We start from the raw sequence: 17,488 nt of genomic DNA on the forward strand, positions 1-17,488 counted from the left end.
TCTTTTTCCTTAATAACCTTCTTGAATTTCCTGAATATCACCCACTCCCAAGCCTATGAACTTATCCTGCAACGATAAAATACGATCAATCAACTCAATATCGTCACTCATATCAGCTTCTTGCAACATAACCTTTAAAGCAACAACAAGGTCATCTGAGCGATAGAAATGAACAGGCTCATCTGCTTGAGAGAGCCTATCTAATAAAACTTCAAATATCTCAAGAACACCTAAAAAGTCATACATAACATAGATACTTGCCCAGACCAGTAAACCATCAAAGTCTCTATAATTATTCACCGGACAGTGTCTGACAAACTTGGTTGCCAGAGAAATTGGCACCACTTTTGATATATCTCTCTTGGACATTTCTAAATCAAGATTAGTATAAATCTCAGCTACATCACTGTTATCAAATAACCGTAAAAGACCTTTAATACACTTACCTTTTTGCTTGGTAGAAATAAGGTTGTGTGAGAAAACCTGCCCAATACCTACCCAACAACCGTTTGTAGAAGCAGAAGCAGCTTTTTCAAACAGCTCATCTTCTGTTAAATGTCCGGCAAAATAACTTAGAGCAGCTAATCTACCCCAAGCTTCATGGCAATCTTCACTATTAGAAGTAAGGTATTGATTAAGGTAAGGATCAACTTTCTCAAAGCTTTGCGAGTATTGGTAATACAGACTCTGCTCAAGTTCTTTCCACAGTAACGAATCACTACCGCTAAACAAATTGTCTAACAGCTCCCAACCCAAACCAGGAACCCGTGAATGAAAGTAAGGAAACCTGCGCGCGAAACCAGCCCTAACAGGCATAGCTGCATCTTTTGAGTAGCGAGCCAATAAATCTATCAGCTCTTGTGGCAGGTTCTTTTCTTGATCTATAAGTCGGTTACTTATAACCAACACTGATTCAGCAGCTATACCCCTAACGGAGTTAATCGCTGCTCCCATCAGTCCCATACTAGATACGTCTTTATCTACCTCAAGACTACTTGACGTCGATAAAACCCAAAGCTGGAAGCACAGTCTATCAATTTCGTTGTCAGTCTCAAGAATAAAGCTACAGGCTTGAACAGCATGGGTTAGACAATATCCTCTTTTATCTAATCCACCATACTTTTCAATCAACCCAAGAAGATTAAGTGCTAACGCATATCCGTCAGGGAGAGGATCTATTTTTCGCCAATCTTGATGTGAAGAATTACCAAAGCGGGAGTTTAAATGATCTGATATACCTTCCAGTATCGATACAATGTATTTTCTGGAAAGACCTTCCTGAACGATACGTTCGATCAGCGGTAGAAACCGTATAGGCTCCAGAGTTGCTGCAGTCTTTAACGATTGAGTGATACTCTCCATATCTCCGAGGAGACGTGCACCCACCCGATCAGCAAAAGAATAATAACCATCATAATGCCGAAGGACCTTAATCATCCACTCACTACTAAACTCTCTCAACGTGTCAGAAGATACAGGTGGAGAGACAACTCCCCCTATCGAACTTTTATCTGGCTCCGCTCTTAAAACACCAAACCATGGAGAGTGTTTATCTATGATCTGAACAGCCTTTGTATTTCGGAAAATAGAAGGGATACAGACCAATAGCTCATATTTTTTTTCATCAATCCAATTCTCTTCACCATCATCGGAGTGCATTTCAAGCACGATTCTTTGGTATTGATCTTGTATTTCATCGGTTAAGTAAGGAAAAGAACAGCTTACTAATTCTGAAATCTCGTACCCAAACGAACCAAACTTTAGCAAGTCGGGATCTGTCAGTTGTCTAGAAATGCCATCGAGGTTATCAAGTACATTAAGCTTATATAGTTCTAGAAGAAGATAGCGAAGACCAAACTCAGGACTAGAACGAATCCTCTGCTGGAAATCATGCCACAACGCATCACCACCAGCCTCTACCCTCACTCTCAAAGCCTTCTCAACAGAGGTCATAAGCTCACAGAACGAGTCATGACTGTGCATTCCAGGGCCACAATGCCTCCGAGCCCAAGAAGTGTCATATAAGAGATCCACACCATACTTATATAGCCCCTCCTTACCAAACCGCTCCAGGTACGATAACGCTAATTGAAGCAACTCATCGGAGTTCTGAAGTCTTCTAGTGAGAAACTCTTCGTCTATAAACGTATGGCGATCACAATTGAGTTGTATTTCTCGCCCACGCAGTACTTCTTCAGGCGATTTGCACCCTTTAGTGATGTATTCCCACAGTAATAGATCCCCACTATTAGTACTTTCGACATACTGGCTAATTACCTTTCCCAGACTACCTCTTTCATCACCAGCCATATCTAAGAGGCGCTTAAGAAGGCGATAAAACTCAGGTTCGTTCCAATGCCCAAAGTCCTCAATGCCATGCCCCACAGACCATAGCAGTTGACGATTATGCATCCACTCATCATCAATAGCTTGATGCCAAATTGTTAACAGTTCCATCGGATAAGATTTCATAAACTTGGATGCATAAAAAAAGAACTTCGTTAACAACCCCCCATCTGCATCAACATTCATCCTTGGTAACCATAAGCTTTCAAGAAGTTCAAACCACTCATTTCCCTTCGCGGTATCCAGAAACCGATTGAACATTAAAGGCTGACTGCGTGATATCTTCATCAAGACCATGGCATCAGACTCTCTAGGTGTACTTTCAGCAAGAGTCTCTATTACTAAACGCTTGAGATGGGCTGCAACTTCATCAGAATTGATAAAACGTAAAAGTTGCTTGATATATTGCCTCTCATCACTCCTAAGCTGCTGAGCATATGTGCGAACAGACGGTCTAACAAAAGGAAGTTGGGCTTGGGAAAGAACAAAATCTGTGAGGTCATTACCAGACTTAATAACCAGTCTAACGCGCATAGCATCAGCTAAGGTTTGGTGACTAAACATCAACTGGTTTGAGGTTACACGAGTAAGGACATCAGAACTCAACAACCGCTGAATCACTGTATTTGAAAGCGATAAAATAGAATCAGAAAATTGATAACTTCGATCATCGAGTAGCCTCTGAGCCAAAACCTCTAACGCAGAAACTACATCATTACCTAATAGCGGGTCTTCAGCGACAATCGTCTGGATATAATTATCGTGCAATTCATCAGCCTGGATTACTCCAGGGGACTGCCCACGTTCAATTAAGGTATAAAACAGTTTCAAATTCTGCGGGATAATCAATAGAGTCTGAAGCTCCTTACTCAGACCATCTGGGTCTACCCCAAGTTTGATCAAGAAAGGTGCCACATCGGCATTGTAATCAAGTGATGTCAGCCGGACCTTGCTAGCCCACTGTTTCTCACGCAGCAAAGGATCATATTTCGCATCAAAGCTTCTGCATGAAGCAATCACTGTTACATTCGGAAGATTTTCTAATTCGGCTATTAACCCTAGAAATATCGCCAAAGAATGATGACTTCTGCCTAAAGCTAAGACATCCAAGGAATCAACAATAACCGTGAACTTATGACGTGAAGAGTACCTAGAAACCTGCGCTACCAAATCTGTGGGCAGTCCATGTTCACTCAGTTGTTCTAGACTAGTTATAGAGGCGAATAAATCCCCCCGAATAAACAAAAAATCCTTATTCGTTGAAGACTCTAAATGATCAACAACATCTAACAGCACGCAAGTTTTACCACCACCAGCGACATCTTCAAGGAGGACGGAAGATACCCCATCCTCTATGGCTTGAATTAAATCAGCACATTCTTGGCGCGCTATTTTCTCTCCCCCAATACTCCTAGACCATTGCCGTCCAATAGATGAAAACGAATGAACACCGTTTAAAAAGCTTTCCTCATTAAAGTCACAGGATAAATAAACCCCCTTAGATTCCAGACTTTTTAAAACACTTTCCCTATCAATTAGGTATTGTGGTTCACCTAGTTTGCTGTGTTGGTGGTCTATATAACTCCAAAGCAACTCATATGTAAGCGTAGGATTGGAACAGATAGGCTCTAACAACTGTATACATATTTCCCCCCAGCTATTCACTGCATTGTGTTCGCCAATCTTTATTCGCCTACACAAGAGAAAAGCTTCATTTTCATCAACAGACCAAAAATCTGACAATTTAGCTAATACGGTTTTAACATTTTTAGCGGCAACTCTCTTAAACTCAGCAACCCCCGAATAAAGACAAGCTTCTTCAATAAATCGTTGAAAAACACCAAAAGGTGTACGGGAATAGAAATAAAAGAGGCAGTTAGGGTCCACTGTTAACTGTTTCTTGGCTGATAATAGTTCTTCTTTTAAGACACTGTCCGATAGTCTCCAAAAGTGATGATCTGCCTGATTCACTTTGGCCTGAATATAAGTTCTATTCCTATCTTTACTGATAAGAACAATATCATCGCCATAAACAAGCTCTGTCTCTTCTGGCAAGCCTACTGAATCAACCTGAACTGAAATTATTTCATCCTTCGTCAGCATCTTAACGATCCAGTAAACAGCTACAGACCGTTGATATGCATCTCCTCTATTTGATCGGATACCAGCAAGACTCATGATTCAATATTTTCCGCCAAAGGCATAAACACTTATTGGGCGACATCATATCACTGATACTTCCCTGTAAAAAATCTCACCAGCTAAGAGGGCCTTATCTTCTGAGTTAACAAAAAATCTTTCGCAAATGCCCTAAATGGTTTTTCCTTAAACTTTAGGCTTTAACACAACTACTGTGAAAAATAAATCGCATAGAAAAATCGTAGGATGTGGAAACATATGGTGGAGCCTAGCGGGATCGAACCGCTGACCTGTTCGCTGCCAGCGAACCGCTCTCCCAGCTGAGCTAAGGCCCCATATAGAAAGATACACACGAGCGGTGTATCTTGTAATCGGCGCTAATCATCTACATTTTTAGCGGTTGTGTCAATAGATTTTCTATTTTTGGTATAGTTTTCAAGGTGTTGTTATTCGTGTTTGATGCGGTTGCGCCCTTCAGCTTTTGCCGAGAACAACAGTTGATCAACCGTTGCCAGTAGTTGGGCGTAGTCTTTCTCTCCACTGGAGATGGTAACGCCCATACTCAGGGTTAGCCCTGCATGGTTTTCGTTTTTTTGCTGTTGCTCTACCAAGCTTCGTGTTTTTTCTGCCCATTTAAGTGCGCCATCTAAGCCGGTTTCTGGTAGCAGTACAACAAACTCATCTCCACCCCAGCGTGCAAACACGTCAACGTCTCTGATTTGTGACTGTACTTGCTTAACCACGGAGAGTAATACGGTATCACCGTAGGTATGCCCAAACTGGTCATTTACTCTTTTGAATTTATCTAGGTCAAACATCACAATGGCCATTGTGTGATCAAAACGTATGCAACGGGCGCTTTCTGCTTCGAGTTGCTTTTCAAAGCTTCTACGATTGTTGATACCTGTTAGCGGGTCTGTGGCGGCGGCTGCACGAAGCTCTTCAATTAGGCGTGCGCGCTCAGAAATATCCCGTAGTACCGCCGTCATTTCGGTGGTTTGCCCTACTCTGATTTTTGAGATGGTGACTTCTAATGGAAATTCTGTCCCATCTTGGCGCAGCCCCATTACGGATGCTCGGGTATGCATGGGGCGTGACATGACAGGTGATTCATTAAAGCCTGCAACATAGTCGTTATGCTTATGCCTAAAACGCCCCGGTAATAAGTTGACCAAAGGCATGCCAACGGCATCCTGATGCGCTATATCAAACATTTCGCCTGCGGCCTGATTAAACATTTTGATATTTTGGTCATTATCAATGGTGATGATGCCGTCGTAAGCGGAGTTAATCACCGCTTCAAAGCGTTTCATGCTGGTTTCAAGGCTTTTTTCCAGCTCTTTTTTCTCGGTGATTTCAATGCTGGTACTCAGGACGCGCACCACCTCCCCATTTCGGCTAACCAGAGGTGAGTAGTTAAAGCGCCACCAACGAGGTCGGCCATGCCGCTCTATGACGATTTCATTTTCGATAGATTTCTGGTCTTTTACACAGGTAATCAGTGCTTCTTTCACATCTTTAACGATATACCGTGGTATGACTGCATTAACGTCATGCCCAATAAGAGAGGAGACCTCGCTATCAACAATTTGCTGAAAGAGTGTATTGCCGCTGACAAAGTTGAATTTGCCGTTTTTCGCTCTCTCCCAAATAGACACCGGTGTGCCTATCGCTTCTATTTGGCTTGCCAGCTCAGAATGTGTACCACTAAGAAACATGCATATACCACGTAATAAAGAGTTCAGTTTTGTTTGATTCTAGTTCACAAACGAGAACACGGCAGAATTTATGTATCAATTAAACAACAAAACCTGCGCTTGCACAGGTTTTGTATTCAAGCGTCGTACGATTGGGCTAAAGCGTCAGCTCTTTAAACTCTTTTTCCCAACGTTTAGCTTCTTTCTTGGATGGGCCACCCAGCAGATTAACCGCATGGCGCAATCTGGCACGGCTCATATCTGGCCCTAATATCGACATTGAGTCCATCACCGATACGGTCTGATTGGTGCCTGCAATAGCGATAAACAGCGGGAACAAAAAGTCACGTAGCTTGTAGCCCATCTGTTCTGACAGTTGCTTTAGTTGTGCAAATAAGTGGTCTTTATCCCAGTTATTTTCGGTGTCCAAAAACCAGACACTGAACTGCAAGATACGCTTGGCATCTTCTAGGGTGACACTTTTGTGCTCAAAGTCTGATTCTTTAATCGGCAACATCCCTGATAAAAAGAATCCCGCCAAAGGCGCAACATCGGAGAATTTCTCAACACGCTGTTGAATGAGCGGCACGATCTGCATCAGGTATTCGGGGTTAAGCGCCCACTCTTGGAATTTGGCCGCAAACTGCTCATGGGTTAAGTTTTCACGCAGCCACAAGCCATTGAGCCAGCTCAGTTTTTCCTGATCAAACACAGGCCCACCCAGTGATACACGCTGTATATCAAAGTTGGCGAACATCTCGTCACGGCTGAATTTTTCGCTTTCATCAGGCATCGACCAACCCATGCGACCCAAATAGTTAAGCAGCGCTTCTGCCATGTAACCCATACGCTGGTAGTAAAGAATGCTGGTTGGGTTCTTACGTTTGGATAGTTTAGATTTATCGGGGTTACGCAATAGCGGCATATGGCACAGCGTTGGCATATCCCAGCCGAAGTATTGATACAGTAGTTTGTGCTTGGGTGCGGAGTTGATCCACTCTTCACCACGAATAACATGTGTGATCTCCATGAGGTGATCATCCACGACGTTGGCTAAGTGGTAAGTTGGCATACCGTCGGATTTCAGCAGGATCTGCGCATCGACCATACCCCACTCCAGCTCGATAGGCCCACGTAGTAAATCATCCACCACGCATACACCTTCACCTTCTGGGACAACCATACGAATAACATAAGGCGCACCGGCAGCTTTTCGCTTTTCTACCTCTTCTGGGGGCAGCGCCAAATCACTCTGTTTTAGTGCTGTATGGCCGCCCGCTGCACGACGAGCTTCACGTAGCTCATCTAACTCTTCAGAGGTGCGATAACAATGAAATGCGAAGCCTTTCTCGACCAGTTCATGAGCGTACTGGGCATACATATCTTTGCGCTCACTTTGGCGATAAGGGCCATGAGGGCCACCGACATCGGGGCCTTCATCCCACTCAAGGCCTAACCAACGGAGTGAGTCGAGGATCTTTTGTTCAGATTCTGACGTACTACGCGTCTGGTCGGTATCCTCGATACGCAAGATAAACTGCCCGCCATGTTGGCGCGCAAAGGCCAGATTGAAAAGTGCAATATAGGCGGTGCCTACATGCGGATCGCCGGTTGGTGAAGGCGCAACGCGAGTACGTACTGTCATTATGTTCCTGCCAAAGCTTACGTATGAACGAAATTAAACAGCCATTATACCTTTAGAGGTATAGCACCGCTATTGAACATGGAAGTTTAGCTCACCAATAAATTGGCTCAAGCTTTGCATAACTAAGATTTTACTTATGCACGAGAAGCTCAATTGAAAATACATGTCTCCGTTCTCGTTATTGATGAAGACGCATCCAGAGCAACTTTGCTTGAACAAGCGCTGATAGACCAAGGATATCAGGTGCTTGCTCGTATCGACTCAACTGACCAACTTGCCGAACATGTTGAGCAACTAAAGCCAGATATGATCATCATAGACCTCGAATCGCCTGACAGAGATGTTCTAGAAAATATGGCATTGTTAAATCAACACTCGCCTCGTCCGGTGGTTATGTTTGCTGAAAAAGGTGACCAAACCACTATAGAAAAAGCGATCCGGTCGGGGGTTAGTGCTTATGTCGTTGATGGCCTCGAAGCCCATCGAATTCGCGCGATATTAGATGTTGCCACGGCTAGATTCAGAGAGTTTCAGACGTTGAAACAAGAGCTTAGCGATGCCCGCTCTGAACTGGAAGATCGAAAAGTCGTTGAGAAAGCCAAAGGGTTGATCATGAAACACAATAACTGTTCTGAAGATCACGCCTTCAAAGCGATGCGCAAAATGGCAATGGATCAACAAAAGCCGATGTACGAAATCGCCCGCAATATTATTTCTGTGTTGGAGTTAATGTCATGACGACCCCATTTTCAAGCGTTCATCTTCCACTGACATTTCCCATGGCAGAAAAGCCTATGCTCAAAATCGGTTTCATCCCTTTGCTGGACTGCATCCCTTTGGTTATTGCCAAAGAGCTCGCTTTCTTTGCTGAAGCAGGTTTGGATGTCAGCCTTTCTAGAGAGGCTTCTTGGGCAAGCATAAGAGATAAAGTAAAGTTCGGCCTATTAGATGCCGCTCAAATGCCCGCAGGTATCGTGCTTGCCAGTGGTATGGGTCTAGGCGCATCACAGCCTATGGTAACCGCTATAGGTTTAGGGCAAAACGGCAATGCCATTACCGCATCTAACCCACTCTATGATGCGCTTAACCCCCAAAATCTATCGATGAATAGTGAATCGGCCGCTACGGCTCTGAAGTCATACTTAAAAACATCCGACTCAGAACTGACCATAGCATCCGTTCATACCTACTCAACTCATCACTTTTTACTGAGAGATTGGTTAAACCACTACAATATTGATCCAGAGAACAAGATCCGGCAGATCGTCGTTCCGCCACCGCAAATGGTTGATGCAATGGAACGGGGGATGATTGATCTCTTCTGTGCCGGGGAGCCTTGGAACAGCATAGCTCAAATTCACCAAGTCGGGCATAAACTATTGAGCGGCCACCAAATTTGGGAGAATGCACCCGATAAGGTTCTCGGTGTTACCAAAGAATGGCATAACCATCATCCATACACACATCAGCGGCTTATTTCAGCCATTCTTAAAGCGTGTTTATGGTTGGATGATGAGAAAAACAAACGCTTAGGTTTTCAGCTACTCCATGACAGCCATTATATGGATATTGATTTAGGGAATATAAACCTGATGCTTGGAAAGCACCGCTTCAGCCCTCCATCTGCAACATTCCCGTGGCTGTCTCAAGCCAGTTGGTTCACGCGACATATTCGTAACTTACACCAGCTACCCGATACTGAGACCTCAGCGGGAAACACCTATCTAACAGGCGTCTATCGTAAGGTAGCAGAGCTAATGAAACTGAATACTCCGTCAGCAGATGCTAAAGCAGAAGGCATCCATTCGGAATCATGGGTAATAAACGGCACTCAGGAACCTATCGAAATGCCGCCTGATATGCGCTTTCGCTAGCACTATTTTTGTGCAACGCACCAAAAAAGGCGCATTCAAGCGTCTTTTTTTATCCTTAATATTCACTACAAACGCGCTAAGCCCTTTTAAAATCCAGTCTTTACCGGGTTGGCACACTACCTGCTTATCCAAACTATCACTACAAATTGTTTTTCAGGCAAAGGCGCCATCAGTCGAGATCTCACCCTCTCGAGCTGGGCGCCTTTCTTTTTTTATATCTGGGAGGACTTCCTATGTCCAAAAATACATTAAATACACTGATTGGCCGCCGTAGCTTAATACGTAAAACATTAATGACTTTTGGTACGGCGGCAGCGGCAGGATTGCTGAACTTGTCGGTAGCACAGGCAAGTATCGGCGAGCCCGAAAAAGAAGATTTAAAATTCGGGTTTATAAAACTCACCGATATGGCTCCCTTGGCTATCGCTTACGAGAAAGGTTTTTTCGAGGATGAAGGCCTGTATGTGACATTAGAAGCCCAAGCCAATTGGAAAGTTTTGTTAGACCGAGTAATCGATGGGCAACTTGACGGTGCCCATATGCTCGCAGGGCAACCACTGGGCGCAACTATTGGCTTTGGAACACAGGCCCACATCATTACAGCGTTCAGCATGGACCTTAACGGTAACGCAATCACCGTATCTAATGAAATATGGGAACAGATGAAGCCTCACATTCCAAAAGATGCCGATGGTAAACCGGTCCACCCAATCAAAGCAGACTACCTAAAACCTGTTGTCGAAAAATACAAAGCTGAAGGTAAGCCCTTCAATATGGGGATGGTCTTCCCGGTATCTACTCATAACTATGAACTTCGTTACTGGCTGGCGGCAGGTGGTATTAAGCCCGGCTATTATGCACCTCATAAAGGTGATACGTCAGGAAAACTGGATGCCGATGCTCTGCTATCGGTAACACCTCCCCCTCAAATGCCCGCCACACTAGAAGCCGGCACTATCTATGGTTACTGCGTGGGTGAGCCTTGGAACCAGCAAGCCGTGTTCAAAGGCATCGGTGTGCCTGTCGTGACAGACTATGAAATCTGGAAAAACAACCCTGAAAAAGTATTTGGGGTGTCCAGTAAATGGGCAGAAAATTATCCCAACACTCACAAACGCGTTGTAAAAGCGATGATTCGTGCAGCCAAATGGTTAGACGAAAACAACAACGCCAACCGCCCAGAAGCTGTAAAGATTTTATCTCAGCCTAATTATGTGGGGGCAGATTATGAAGTGATCGCCAATTCTATGACCGGTTCTTTTGAATACGAGAAAGGTGACAAACGAGATGTCCCTGACTTCAACGTGTTCTTCCGTTACAACGCCACTTACCCCTACTACTCAGACGCTATTTGGTATCTCACTCAGATGCGTCGCTGGGGACAAATTCCTGATCAAAAGCCAGACAGCTGGTATATGGATATTGCGAAAAAAGTCTATCGCCCAGATATCTACGCAGAAGCAGCTCAATCCCTTATTGACGATGGCGTCATGGACGCAAGTGACTTCCCTGACTTTGCAACTGAGGAAGGTTTCCGAGAACCACAAACGCATTTCATTGACGGCATTACCTACGACGGCCGTCAACCAAATGACTATCTAAAGCAATTCAAAATCGGCCTAAAAAACGACGAAACACTGTGATATCAGTACCTGGCCCTCTCAAACGAGGGCCATATAAGGAGCCAAGCAATGAGCACCCTCTTACTTAAAATGAACTGGCTTACCCCCTTTATACAGATAATTAAAGGTGATCGCCCTGGAGATCAGCTCATGCTGATTCTAAAGCACACGGGGGTTCCGCTGATCGGGTTATTGGCGTTCCTTTTTGTGTGGCATATTGGTGCGCAAAATATCAATACCTCATTGGGCACCTTCCCTGGCCCCGCGCAGGTGTATCAGCAATCATTAACACTGATTGAAGAGCATACAGCCGAACGCCAAAAAGAGGAGGCTTTTTATCAGCGCCAGGAAGCACGAAATGCTAAGAAACTCGAAAAAAATCCAGACGCTACCATAAAAATTCGCCCTTATACCGGCTCTCCCACTTTTTTTGATCAGATATTAACCAGTCTAATTACAGTCATGGCAGGCTTTATTTTGGCCTCCGTCATTGCCATTCCATTAGGGATCATGATTGGTCTTAACAGCACATTATATTCAGCTATTAATCCATTGATCCAACTATTCAAACCCGTATCTCCTTTAGCTTGGCTACCACTGGTAACCATGGTCGTCAGTGCCGTTTATACCTCCGATGACCCGATGTTTGCCAAGTCATTCATTACCTCTCTACTCACAGTGTCCCTCTGCTCTTTGTGGCCAACCTTAATTAACACTGCCGTTGGTGTATCAGGTATCAGCAAGGATTTACAGAACGTCAGTCAGGTGTTGCGCCTTGGGTGGCTAACACACGTTATTAAGATTGTGATTCCCGCGTCTATACCTGCCGTATTTACAGGCCTTCGCTTATCGCTGGGCATCGCATGGATGGTATTGATTGCGGCAGAAATGCTTGCGCAAAACCCTGGCTTGGGAAAATTCGTTTGGGATGAGTTTCAGAACGGAAGCTCTGATTCGTTGGGTCGCATCATGGTAGCGGTACTTGCTATCGGTTTTATCGGCTTCCTATTGGATCGTCTGATGCTGGTTATTCAGCGCAAGGTTTCCTGGGATAAATCATCAGCATTACGTTAAGAAACATCGTAAAAATTTACTGGAGAAACATCATGATTCATTTAGACATTTCCGATGTATCTATCGAGTTCCCAACGCCAAATGGACCATTCAAGGCTTTGGATAGCGTTAATTTGAAGATTAAAGAAGGTGAGTTCATTTCTTTAATCGGACACTCGGGTTGCGGTAAATCAACCGTTCTGAATATCGTTGCTGGTCTTTACCAGGCAACTCGCGGTGGTGTTGTTCTTGATGGGAAAGAAGTATTTGAGCCCGGCCCAGAAAGAGCCGTGGTATTTCAGAACCATTCATTATTACCCTGGCTAACCGTTTATCAAAACGTAGAGCTTGCAGTTAAACAAGTTTTTAAAGGGAAAAAATCTAAAGCGGAGATGCGCGAATGGATTCTCCATAACCTTGAACTTGTCCATATGAGCCATGCTTTGGACAAGCGCCCTGATGAAATATCTGGCGGCATGAAACAACGTGTAGGCATCGCGCGAGCCTTATCAATGGAACCAACGGTGTTGCTGATGGATGAACCCTTTGGTGCTTTGGATGCTCTGACTCGTGCTCACCTTCAAGACTCTCTGATGGACATACAAAACGACCTGAATAACACCGTCATTATGATCACTCATGATGTGGATGAGGCAGTTCTACTCTCTGACCGTATTGTCATGATGACCAATGGCCCCGCTGCTACCGTCGGTGAAATTTTGGATATTGGGTTAGAACGCCCAAGGAATCGGATACAGCTCGCTGATGATCCTGAGTACAACCATTACCGCCACGAAGTGTTGAGTTTCCTCTATGAGAAACATTGTAAAGCAGCATAATCCTATGAATAGCCCTATCCATACAAACCTAAAGAAACCGCATTTAGTCATCATTGGCTGCGGGATGGCGTGCGGGAAGCTCCTTGAAGCATTAATTAAACGTGATGCAGAGCACTATCACATTTCCGTTATAGGAGAAGAAAACACACCCAACTACAACCGTATTATGCTGTCTCCATTACTGGCGGGTGAGATTACTCAAGAAGCACTCATTTTAAATTCACTCGCTTGGTATGAGGCCAATAGGATCACGCTCTACTCTGGCGAGAAAGTCATCCATGTCAATACTGATCGAAAATCTCTGACAACTGATGTCGGGACTGAGCTCTGTTACGACCATCTGGTTTTTGCCACAGGTTCTCGCCCCGCTAAGATTCCAGCATCAGGCCAACACCTGAAAAACATTTTTGCTTTTCGTACTCTTAAAGACGTAGAGGGTATTCTCCAAGTAGTCCATAAAGCGAAAAAGGCGCTCGTTATTGGAGGCGGACTTTTGGGGCTTGAAGCCGCTTATGGGCTTGCACTACAGGGCGTCCACACAACGGTCATACACCGCTCGTCTCATTTGCTTAATCGCCAGCTAGACTCCGCTGCGGGTGCATTGTTACAAACATCGATGGAGGCGCTCGGTGTTAACTCAATACTCAATGACGAGGTAGCCTCTTTTGAAGGGAGTGAAGCGGTTAAAACCGCTACACTAAAGAGCGGTCTTACGCTCTCAGTCGATCTGGTGATCATCGCAACGGGTATAACGCCAGAAATCACCTTGGCTCGTCAGGTATCTTTAGCCTGCAATCGCGGCATTAAAGTCGATGATAACCTCTTAACCAGTGACGCCAATATCAGTGCACTGGGGGAATGCATCGAACATAAAAATACAACGTTCGGCTTAGTTGCTCCGATATGGGATCAAGTCGAAATCCTTGCAGATAGATTAATCTACTCGCGTCAATCACCTTATGTGCAACGACCTTCTCCAACTAAGTTAAAAGTATCAGGAATTGATCTGTTTTCGGCTGGCGACATTTCAGAAAAAACCGATGATCAAGTCATTCTAATCCAAGATACCGCCAGCCATATCTATCGAAAGTTCATTCTACGCAACCAACGCTTGGTCGGCATCGTGCTGTTTGGTGATGTTCAGGGAGGTAATACCTACTTTGAACTTCTAGACAGCCAACAGCCAATACCCCACTTGTTGCCTCCCCTGCTACTTGGGGATCTTACAACCCATTCTGCAATTGCCGAATCTGCACACCTTGGGTCAGAAAATGATCTGACAGGAGCGACTTTATGAAGAAGAAAAATCTCATTGTGATTGGTAACGGCATGGTCGGCCATCAGTTTTTACAAAGCCTTGCCGATTCAGGTCAAATTGATCAGTTCAATGTTACCGTGTTTTGCGAAGAACCGCGCTTAGCTTACGACAGAGTCTATCTAAGTAGTTATTTCACGGGAGCAACCGCAGAAGATCTTGCGATGGGCGATATTGAAACCTACCAGAGCTGGGGGCTAAATGTATTAGTTGGTGAAACAGTGACAAGCATTGATCGTGACGATCAACGTGTCTACACCAATAAAGGCACTATCTTATATTTTGACAAGTTAGTTCTAGCCACTGGTTCTTATCCTTTCGTTCCTCCGGTTCCGGGACATGAACGGGAAAACTGTTTGGTTTATCGCACGATTGAAGACTTAGAAGCAATAAAGGCTGCAGCTGAAAAAGGAAAGATTGGTGTTGTCGTTGGAGGGGGCTTATTAGGGCTTGAAGCGGCAAAAGCACTCAAAGACCTAGGGTTAGAAACCCATGTTGTCGAGTTTGCACCTCGCCTAATGGCAGTTCAACTCGATGAAGGGGGTGGACAGCTACTACGACACAAGATAGAAAAGCTCGGCGTTAAAGTACATACGGGCAAAAACACGCTACAGATAATTGATGGCGAAGGTGCACTTCATCGTATGGAATTTGCCGACGGCGAAGTCTTAGAAACCGATGTTATTCTTTTCTCTGCGGGCATTCGGCCTCGGGATAATTTAGCGCGTCAATGTGATATTGAAGTCGGTGAACGCGGCGGGATTGTTATAGATAACAACTGCCAAACATCAGATGAAAACATCTATGCTATTGGCGAGTGCGCCCTTTGGAACGGACGTATTTACGGACTGGTTGCCCCAGGTTATGCGATGGCTAAAGTGGTTGTATCCCAACTCATTGGTGAAGATAGTCAGTTCCTCGGTGCGGATATGAGCACTAAGCTCAAATTAATGGGTGTAGATGTCGCTAGCATCGGCGATGCGCATGCTCACACAAAACACTCGAAATGCTACATTTATAATGATGAAGTCAATGAAGTCTATAAGAAACTTGTCGTTTCTGAGTCTGGGAGCAAGCTTCTCGGCGCGATTCTTGTCGGTGAAGCCAATGACTACGGCACCTTGCTTCAATATGCGCTTAACGGAATTGATCTGCCTGCCAACCCTGAAGTATTAATCGTTCCTAACTTTGGCGGTGATGATGCCCAAACAGGCTTGGGAGTTAGCGCTTTACCCGATACAGCACAAATTTGTTCATGTCACGACGTCACAAAAGGCGCTGTATGCGGTTCCATTACACAAGGCTCACAGACTGTCGGAGACGTTAAAGCGGATACTAAAGCCGCCACAGGGTGCGGCGGCTGTGTGCAATTATTGACCGATCTAGTCAATCATGAACTGTCAGCCCGTGGTATAGAAGTCAGTACCGATATTTGCGAACACTTCTCGTATACTCGTGAGGATCTTTACAACATCATCCGAGTAGAAGAGATCAAGACCTTTAATGATTTAATGCGTACGCATGGCAATGGTGGACATGGCTGCGAAATATGTAAGCCACTTGTCGGCTCATTGCTAGCATCCTGCTGGAACGAATATGTTCTGGATAAGCCCCATGTAGGTTTGCAGGACACTAACGATACGTTCCTCGCTAATATGCAAAAAGATGGCACATACTCCATAGTACCTAGAGTCCCAGGCGGTGAGATCACACCAGATCAGCTCATCGCCATTGGTCAAGTGGCCAAAGATTACAATTTATATACCAAAATCACCGGCGGGCAGAGGGTTGATCTATTTGGGGCAACACTGGATGAGCTGCCTAAGATTTGGAAAGTTTTAATCGATGCAGGTATGGAAACGGGACACGCTTATGGAAAATCTTTGAGAACAGTGAAATCCTGTGTTGGTAGAACTTGGTGCCGCTATGGTGTCGATGACAGTACAGGTTTAGCGATAGCGCTGGAAAACCGCTATAAAGGTTTACGTGCTCCTCACAAAATAAAATTTGCTGTATCGGGCTGTACACGTGAGTGCGCAGAAGCCCAAAGCAAAGATGTTGGTATTATTGCAACGGAAAACGGTTGGAATCTCTACCTCTGTGGTAACGGCGGTATGAAACCACGCCACGGTGATCTATTCGCAACTGATTTAGACAAAGAAACCTTAATTCGCTACATCGATCGATTTCTCATGTTTTATATAAAAACAGGAAAGCGCTTACAGCGAACCTCCGTTTGGATGGAAAATCTCGAAGGCGGGCTCGACTATCTAAGAAAAGTAGTGATAGACGATCAACTAGGGCTTGCAGAAACCCTTGAAAATCAGATGGCGATGATTGTCGATCGTTACGAATGTGAGTGGAAACGCACAATAGAAGATGAGCACGCATTAAAGCGCTTTCGCACCTTCGTTAACAGCGACGCTGCAGATGACAATATTGTATTCGTAGAAGAGCGCGGACAAATCCGGCCTGCTCGCACAGAAGAGAAACCTTCTGAAGCATCAGATCTCATTAAACTAGTCGGTTAATTTGGTGAATAGTATGACGAATGATATTAATTGGTTAGACATTTGTGATGTATCTGACTTAGTAGAAGATAGCGGCGTCTGTGCTTTAATTGATGAAAAGCAAGTGGCCCTTTTCTACATCCCTGCCGAAACAAAAGTTTACGCCCTAAGTCAGTACGATCCTTTTGGACAAGCCAACATCCTATCAAGAGGCCTCATTGGTTCAAAAGAAGGTCGTCTTTATGTGGCTTCTCCGCTCTACAAGCAGCGCTTCTATCTGGAAACAGGAGAGTGTTTAGAGGATGAGAAAGTGAGCCTGCCTACATGGAAAGCTCAATTAGTAGACAATAGAGTCATGATTCAGGCTCTCTGATAAAAACAACCTGCATCCAAATAGCAAGCGGCTGCAGGTTTTTACCGCTCCCGAAATAGTGCACATCAATCAATT

The 17,488-nt window shown here is 44.6% G+C and carries 11 protein-coding genes and 1 tRNA gene; 8 read left to right on the forward strand and 4 right to left on the reverse strand.

Annotated elements, in window-relative coordinates; translation table 11 throughout:
• Window positions 1-9: 9 nt before the first annotated feature.
• The 4 genes from F0U83_RS10470 to gltX form a co-directional block, all read right to left on the reverse strand.
• A complete protein-coding gene (locus tag F0U83_RS10470; protein WP_150036810.1) occupies window positions 10-4,524 on the reverse strand; it encodes an NACHT domain-containing protein in 4,515 nt (1,504 codons plus the stop codon).
• A gap of 220 nt (window positions 4,525-4,744) precedes the next feature.
• A tRNA-Ala gene (locus tag F0U83_RS10475) sits at window positions 4,745-4,820 on the reverse strand.
• 111 nt (window positions 4,821-4,931) lie between these two features.
• Window positions 4,932-6,203 (reverse strand): sensor domain-containing diguanylate cyclase, encoded by a 1,272-nt coding sequence (locus tag F0U83_RS10480; RefSeq protein ID WP_138987587.1) that lies wholly within the window; start codon window positions 6,201-6,203, stop codon window positions 4,932-4,934.
• A 136-nt stretch (window positions 6,204-6,339) separates the two neighbouring features.
• On the reverse strand, window positions 6,340-7,827 hold the full coding sequence (gltX, locus tag F0U83_RS10485) for a glutamate--tRNA ligase (protein WP_138987586.1): 1,488 nt from the start codon (window positions 7,825-7,827) through the stop codon (window positions 6,340-6,342).
• Window positions 7,828-7,980: 153 nt separating this feature from the next.
• On the opposite strand from gltX, the gene F0U83_RS10490 reads away from it, so the two are divergent.
• From F0U83_RS10490 to nirD, 8 genes are all read left to right on the forward strand, one after another.
• Complete coding sequence (locus F0U83_RS10490; RefSeq protein WP_138987585.1) at window positions 7,981-8,565, forward strand: ANTAR domain-containing response regulator; 585 nt, start codon at window positions 7,981-7,983, stop codon at window positions 8,563-8,565.
• Window positions 8,562-9,701, forward strand: a complete 1,140-nt coding sequence (locus F0U83_RS10495) for a CmpA/NrtA family ABC transporter substrate-binding protein (RefSeq protein WP_138987584.1) — start codon at window positions 8,562-8,564, stop codon at window positions 9,699-9,701. The genes F0U83_RS10490 and F0U83_RS10495 overlap by 4 nt, the downstream gene beginning before the upstream one ends.
• 293 nt (window positions 9,702-9,994) lie before the next feature.
• Window positions 9,995-11,344 carry a CmpA/NrtA family ABC transporter substrate-binding protein gene (locus F0U83_RS10500; RefSeq protein WP_246077765.1) on the forward strand — a complete coding sequence of 450 codons (1,350 nt, stop codon included), beginning with the start codon at window positions 9,995-9,997 and terminating at the stop codon, window positions 11,342-11,344.
• Window positions 11,345-11,473: 129 nt separating this feature from the next.
• Window positions 11,474-12,397 carry an ABC transporter permease gene (locus F0U83_RS10505; RefSeq protein WP_246077763.1) on the forward strand — a complete coding sequence of 308 codons (924 nt, stop codon included), beginning with the start codon at window positions 11,474-11,476 and terminating at the stop codon, window positions 12,395-12,397.
• 32 nt (window positions 12,398-12,429) lie between these two features.
• A complete protein-coding gene (locus F0U83_RS10510) occupies window positions 12,430-13,215 on the forward strand; it encodes an ABC transporter ATP-binding protein (protein ID WP_138987582.1) in 786 nt (261 codons plus the stop codon).
• Complete coding sequence (locus F0U83_RS10515) at window positions 13,190-14,512, forward strand: NAD(P)/FAD-dependent oxidoreductase (protein ID WP_138987581.1); 1,323 nt, start codon at window positions 13,190-13,192, stop codon at window positions 14,510-14,512. The genes F0U83_RS10510 and F0U83_RS10515 overlap by 26 nt, the downstream gene beginning before the upstream one ends.
• Complete coding sequence (gene nirB / locus F0U83_RS10520; protein ID WP_138987580.1) at window positions 14,509-17,061, forward strand: nitrite reductase large subunit NirB; 2,553 nt, start codon at window positions 14,509-14,511, stop codon at window positions 17,059-17,061. The genes F0U83_RS10515 and nirB overlap by 4 nt, the downstream gene beginning before the upstream one ends.
• 13 nt (window positions 17,062-17,074) lie before the next feature.
• A complete protein-coding gene (gene nirD, locus F0U83_RS10525; RefSeq protein WP_211343660.1) occupies window positions 17,075-17,413 on the forward strand; it encodes a nitrite reductase small subunit NirD in 339 nt (112 codons plus the stop codon).
• Window positions 17,414-17,488: the final 75 nt, after the last annotated feature.

Source organism: Neptunomonas concharum, assembly GCF_008630635.1.
GTDB classification, from domain to species: domain Bacteria; phylum Pseudomonadota; class Gammaproteobacteria; order Pseudomonadales; family Balneatricaceae; genus Neptunomonas; species Neptunomonas concharum.

Excerpts from the sequence above, each read along its gene's own strand:
- F0U83_RS10495 (WP_138987584.1), top strand. The coding sequence starts at position 8,562 with ATGACGACCCCATTTTCAAGCGTTCATCTTCCACTGACATTTCCCATG.
- gltX (WP_138987586.1), bottom strand. The coding sequence starts at position 7,827 with ATGACAGTACGTACTCGCGTTGCGCCTTCACCAACCGGCGATCCGCAT.
- F0U83_RS10480 (WP_138987587.1), bottom strand. The coding sequence starts at position 6,203 with ATGTTTCTTAGTGGTACACATTCTGAGCTGGCAAGCCAAATAGAAGCG.
- F0U83_RS10515 (WP_138987581.1), top strand. The coding sequence starts at position 13,190 with ATGAGAAACATTGTAAAGCAGCATAATCCTATGAATAGCCCTATCCAT.
- nirB (WP_138987580.1), top strand. The coding sequence starts at position 14,509 with ATGAAGAAGAAAAATCTCATTGTGATTGGTAACGGCATGGTCGGCCAT.
- F0U83_RS10505 (WP_246077763.1), top strand. The coding sequence starts at position 11,474 with ATGCTGATTCTAAAGCACACGGGGGTTCCGCTGATCGGGTTATTGGCG.
- F0U83_RS10500 (WP_246077765.1), top strand. The coding sequence starts at position 9,995 with ATGACTTTTGGTACGGCGGCAGCGGCAGGATTGCTGAACTTGTCGGTA.
- F0U83_RS10470 (WP_150036810.1), bottom strand. The coding sequence starts at position 4,524 with ATGAGTCTTGCTGGTATCCGATCAAATAGAGGAGATGCATATCAACGG.
- nirD (WP_211343660.1), top strand. The coding sequence starts at position 17,075 with ATGACGAATGATATTAATTGGTTAGACATTTGTGATGTATCTGACTTA.
- F0U83_RS10510 (WP_138987582.1), top strand. The coding sequence starts at position 12,430 with ATGATTCATTTAGACATTTCCGATGTATCTATCGAGTTCCCAACGCCA.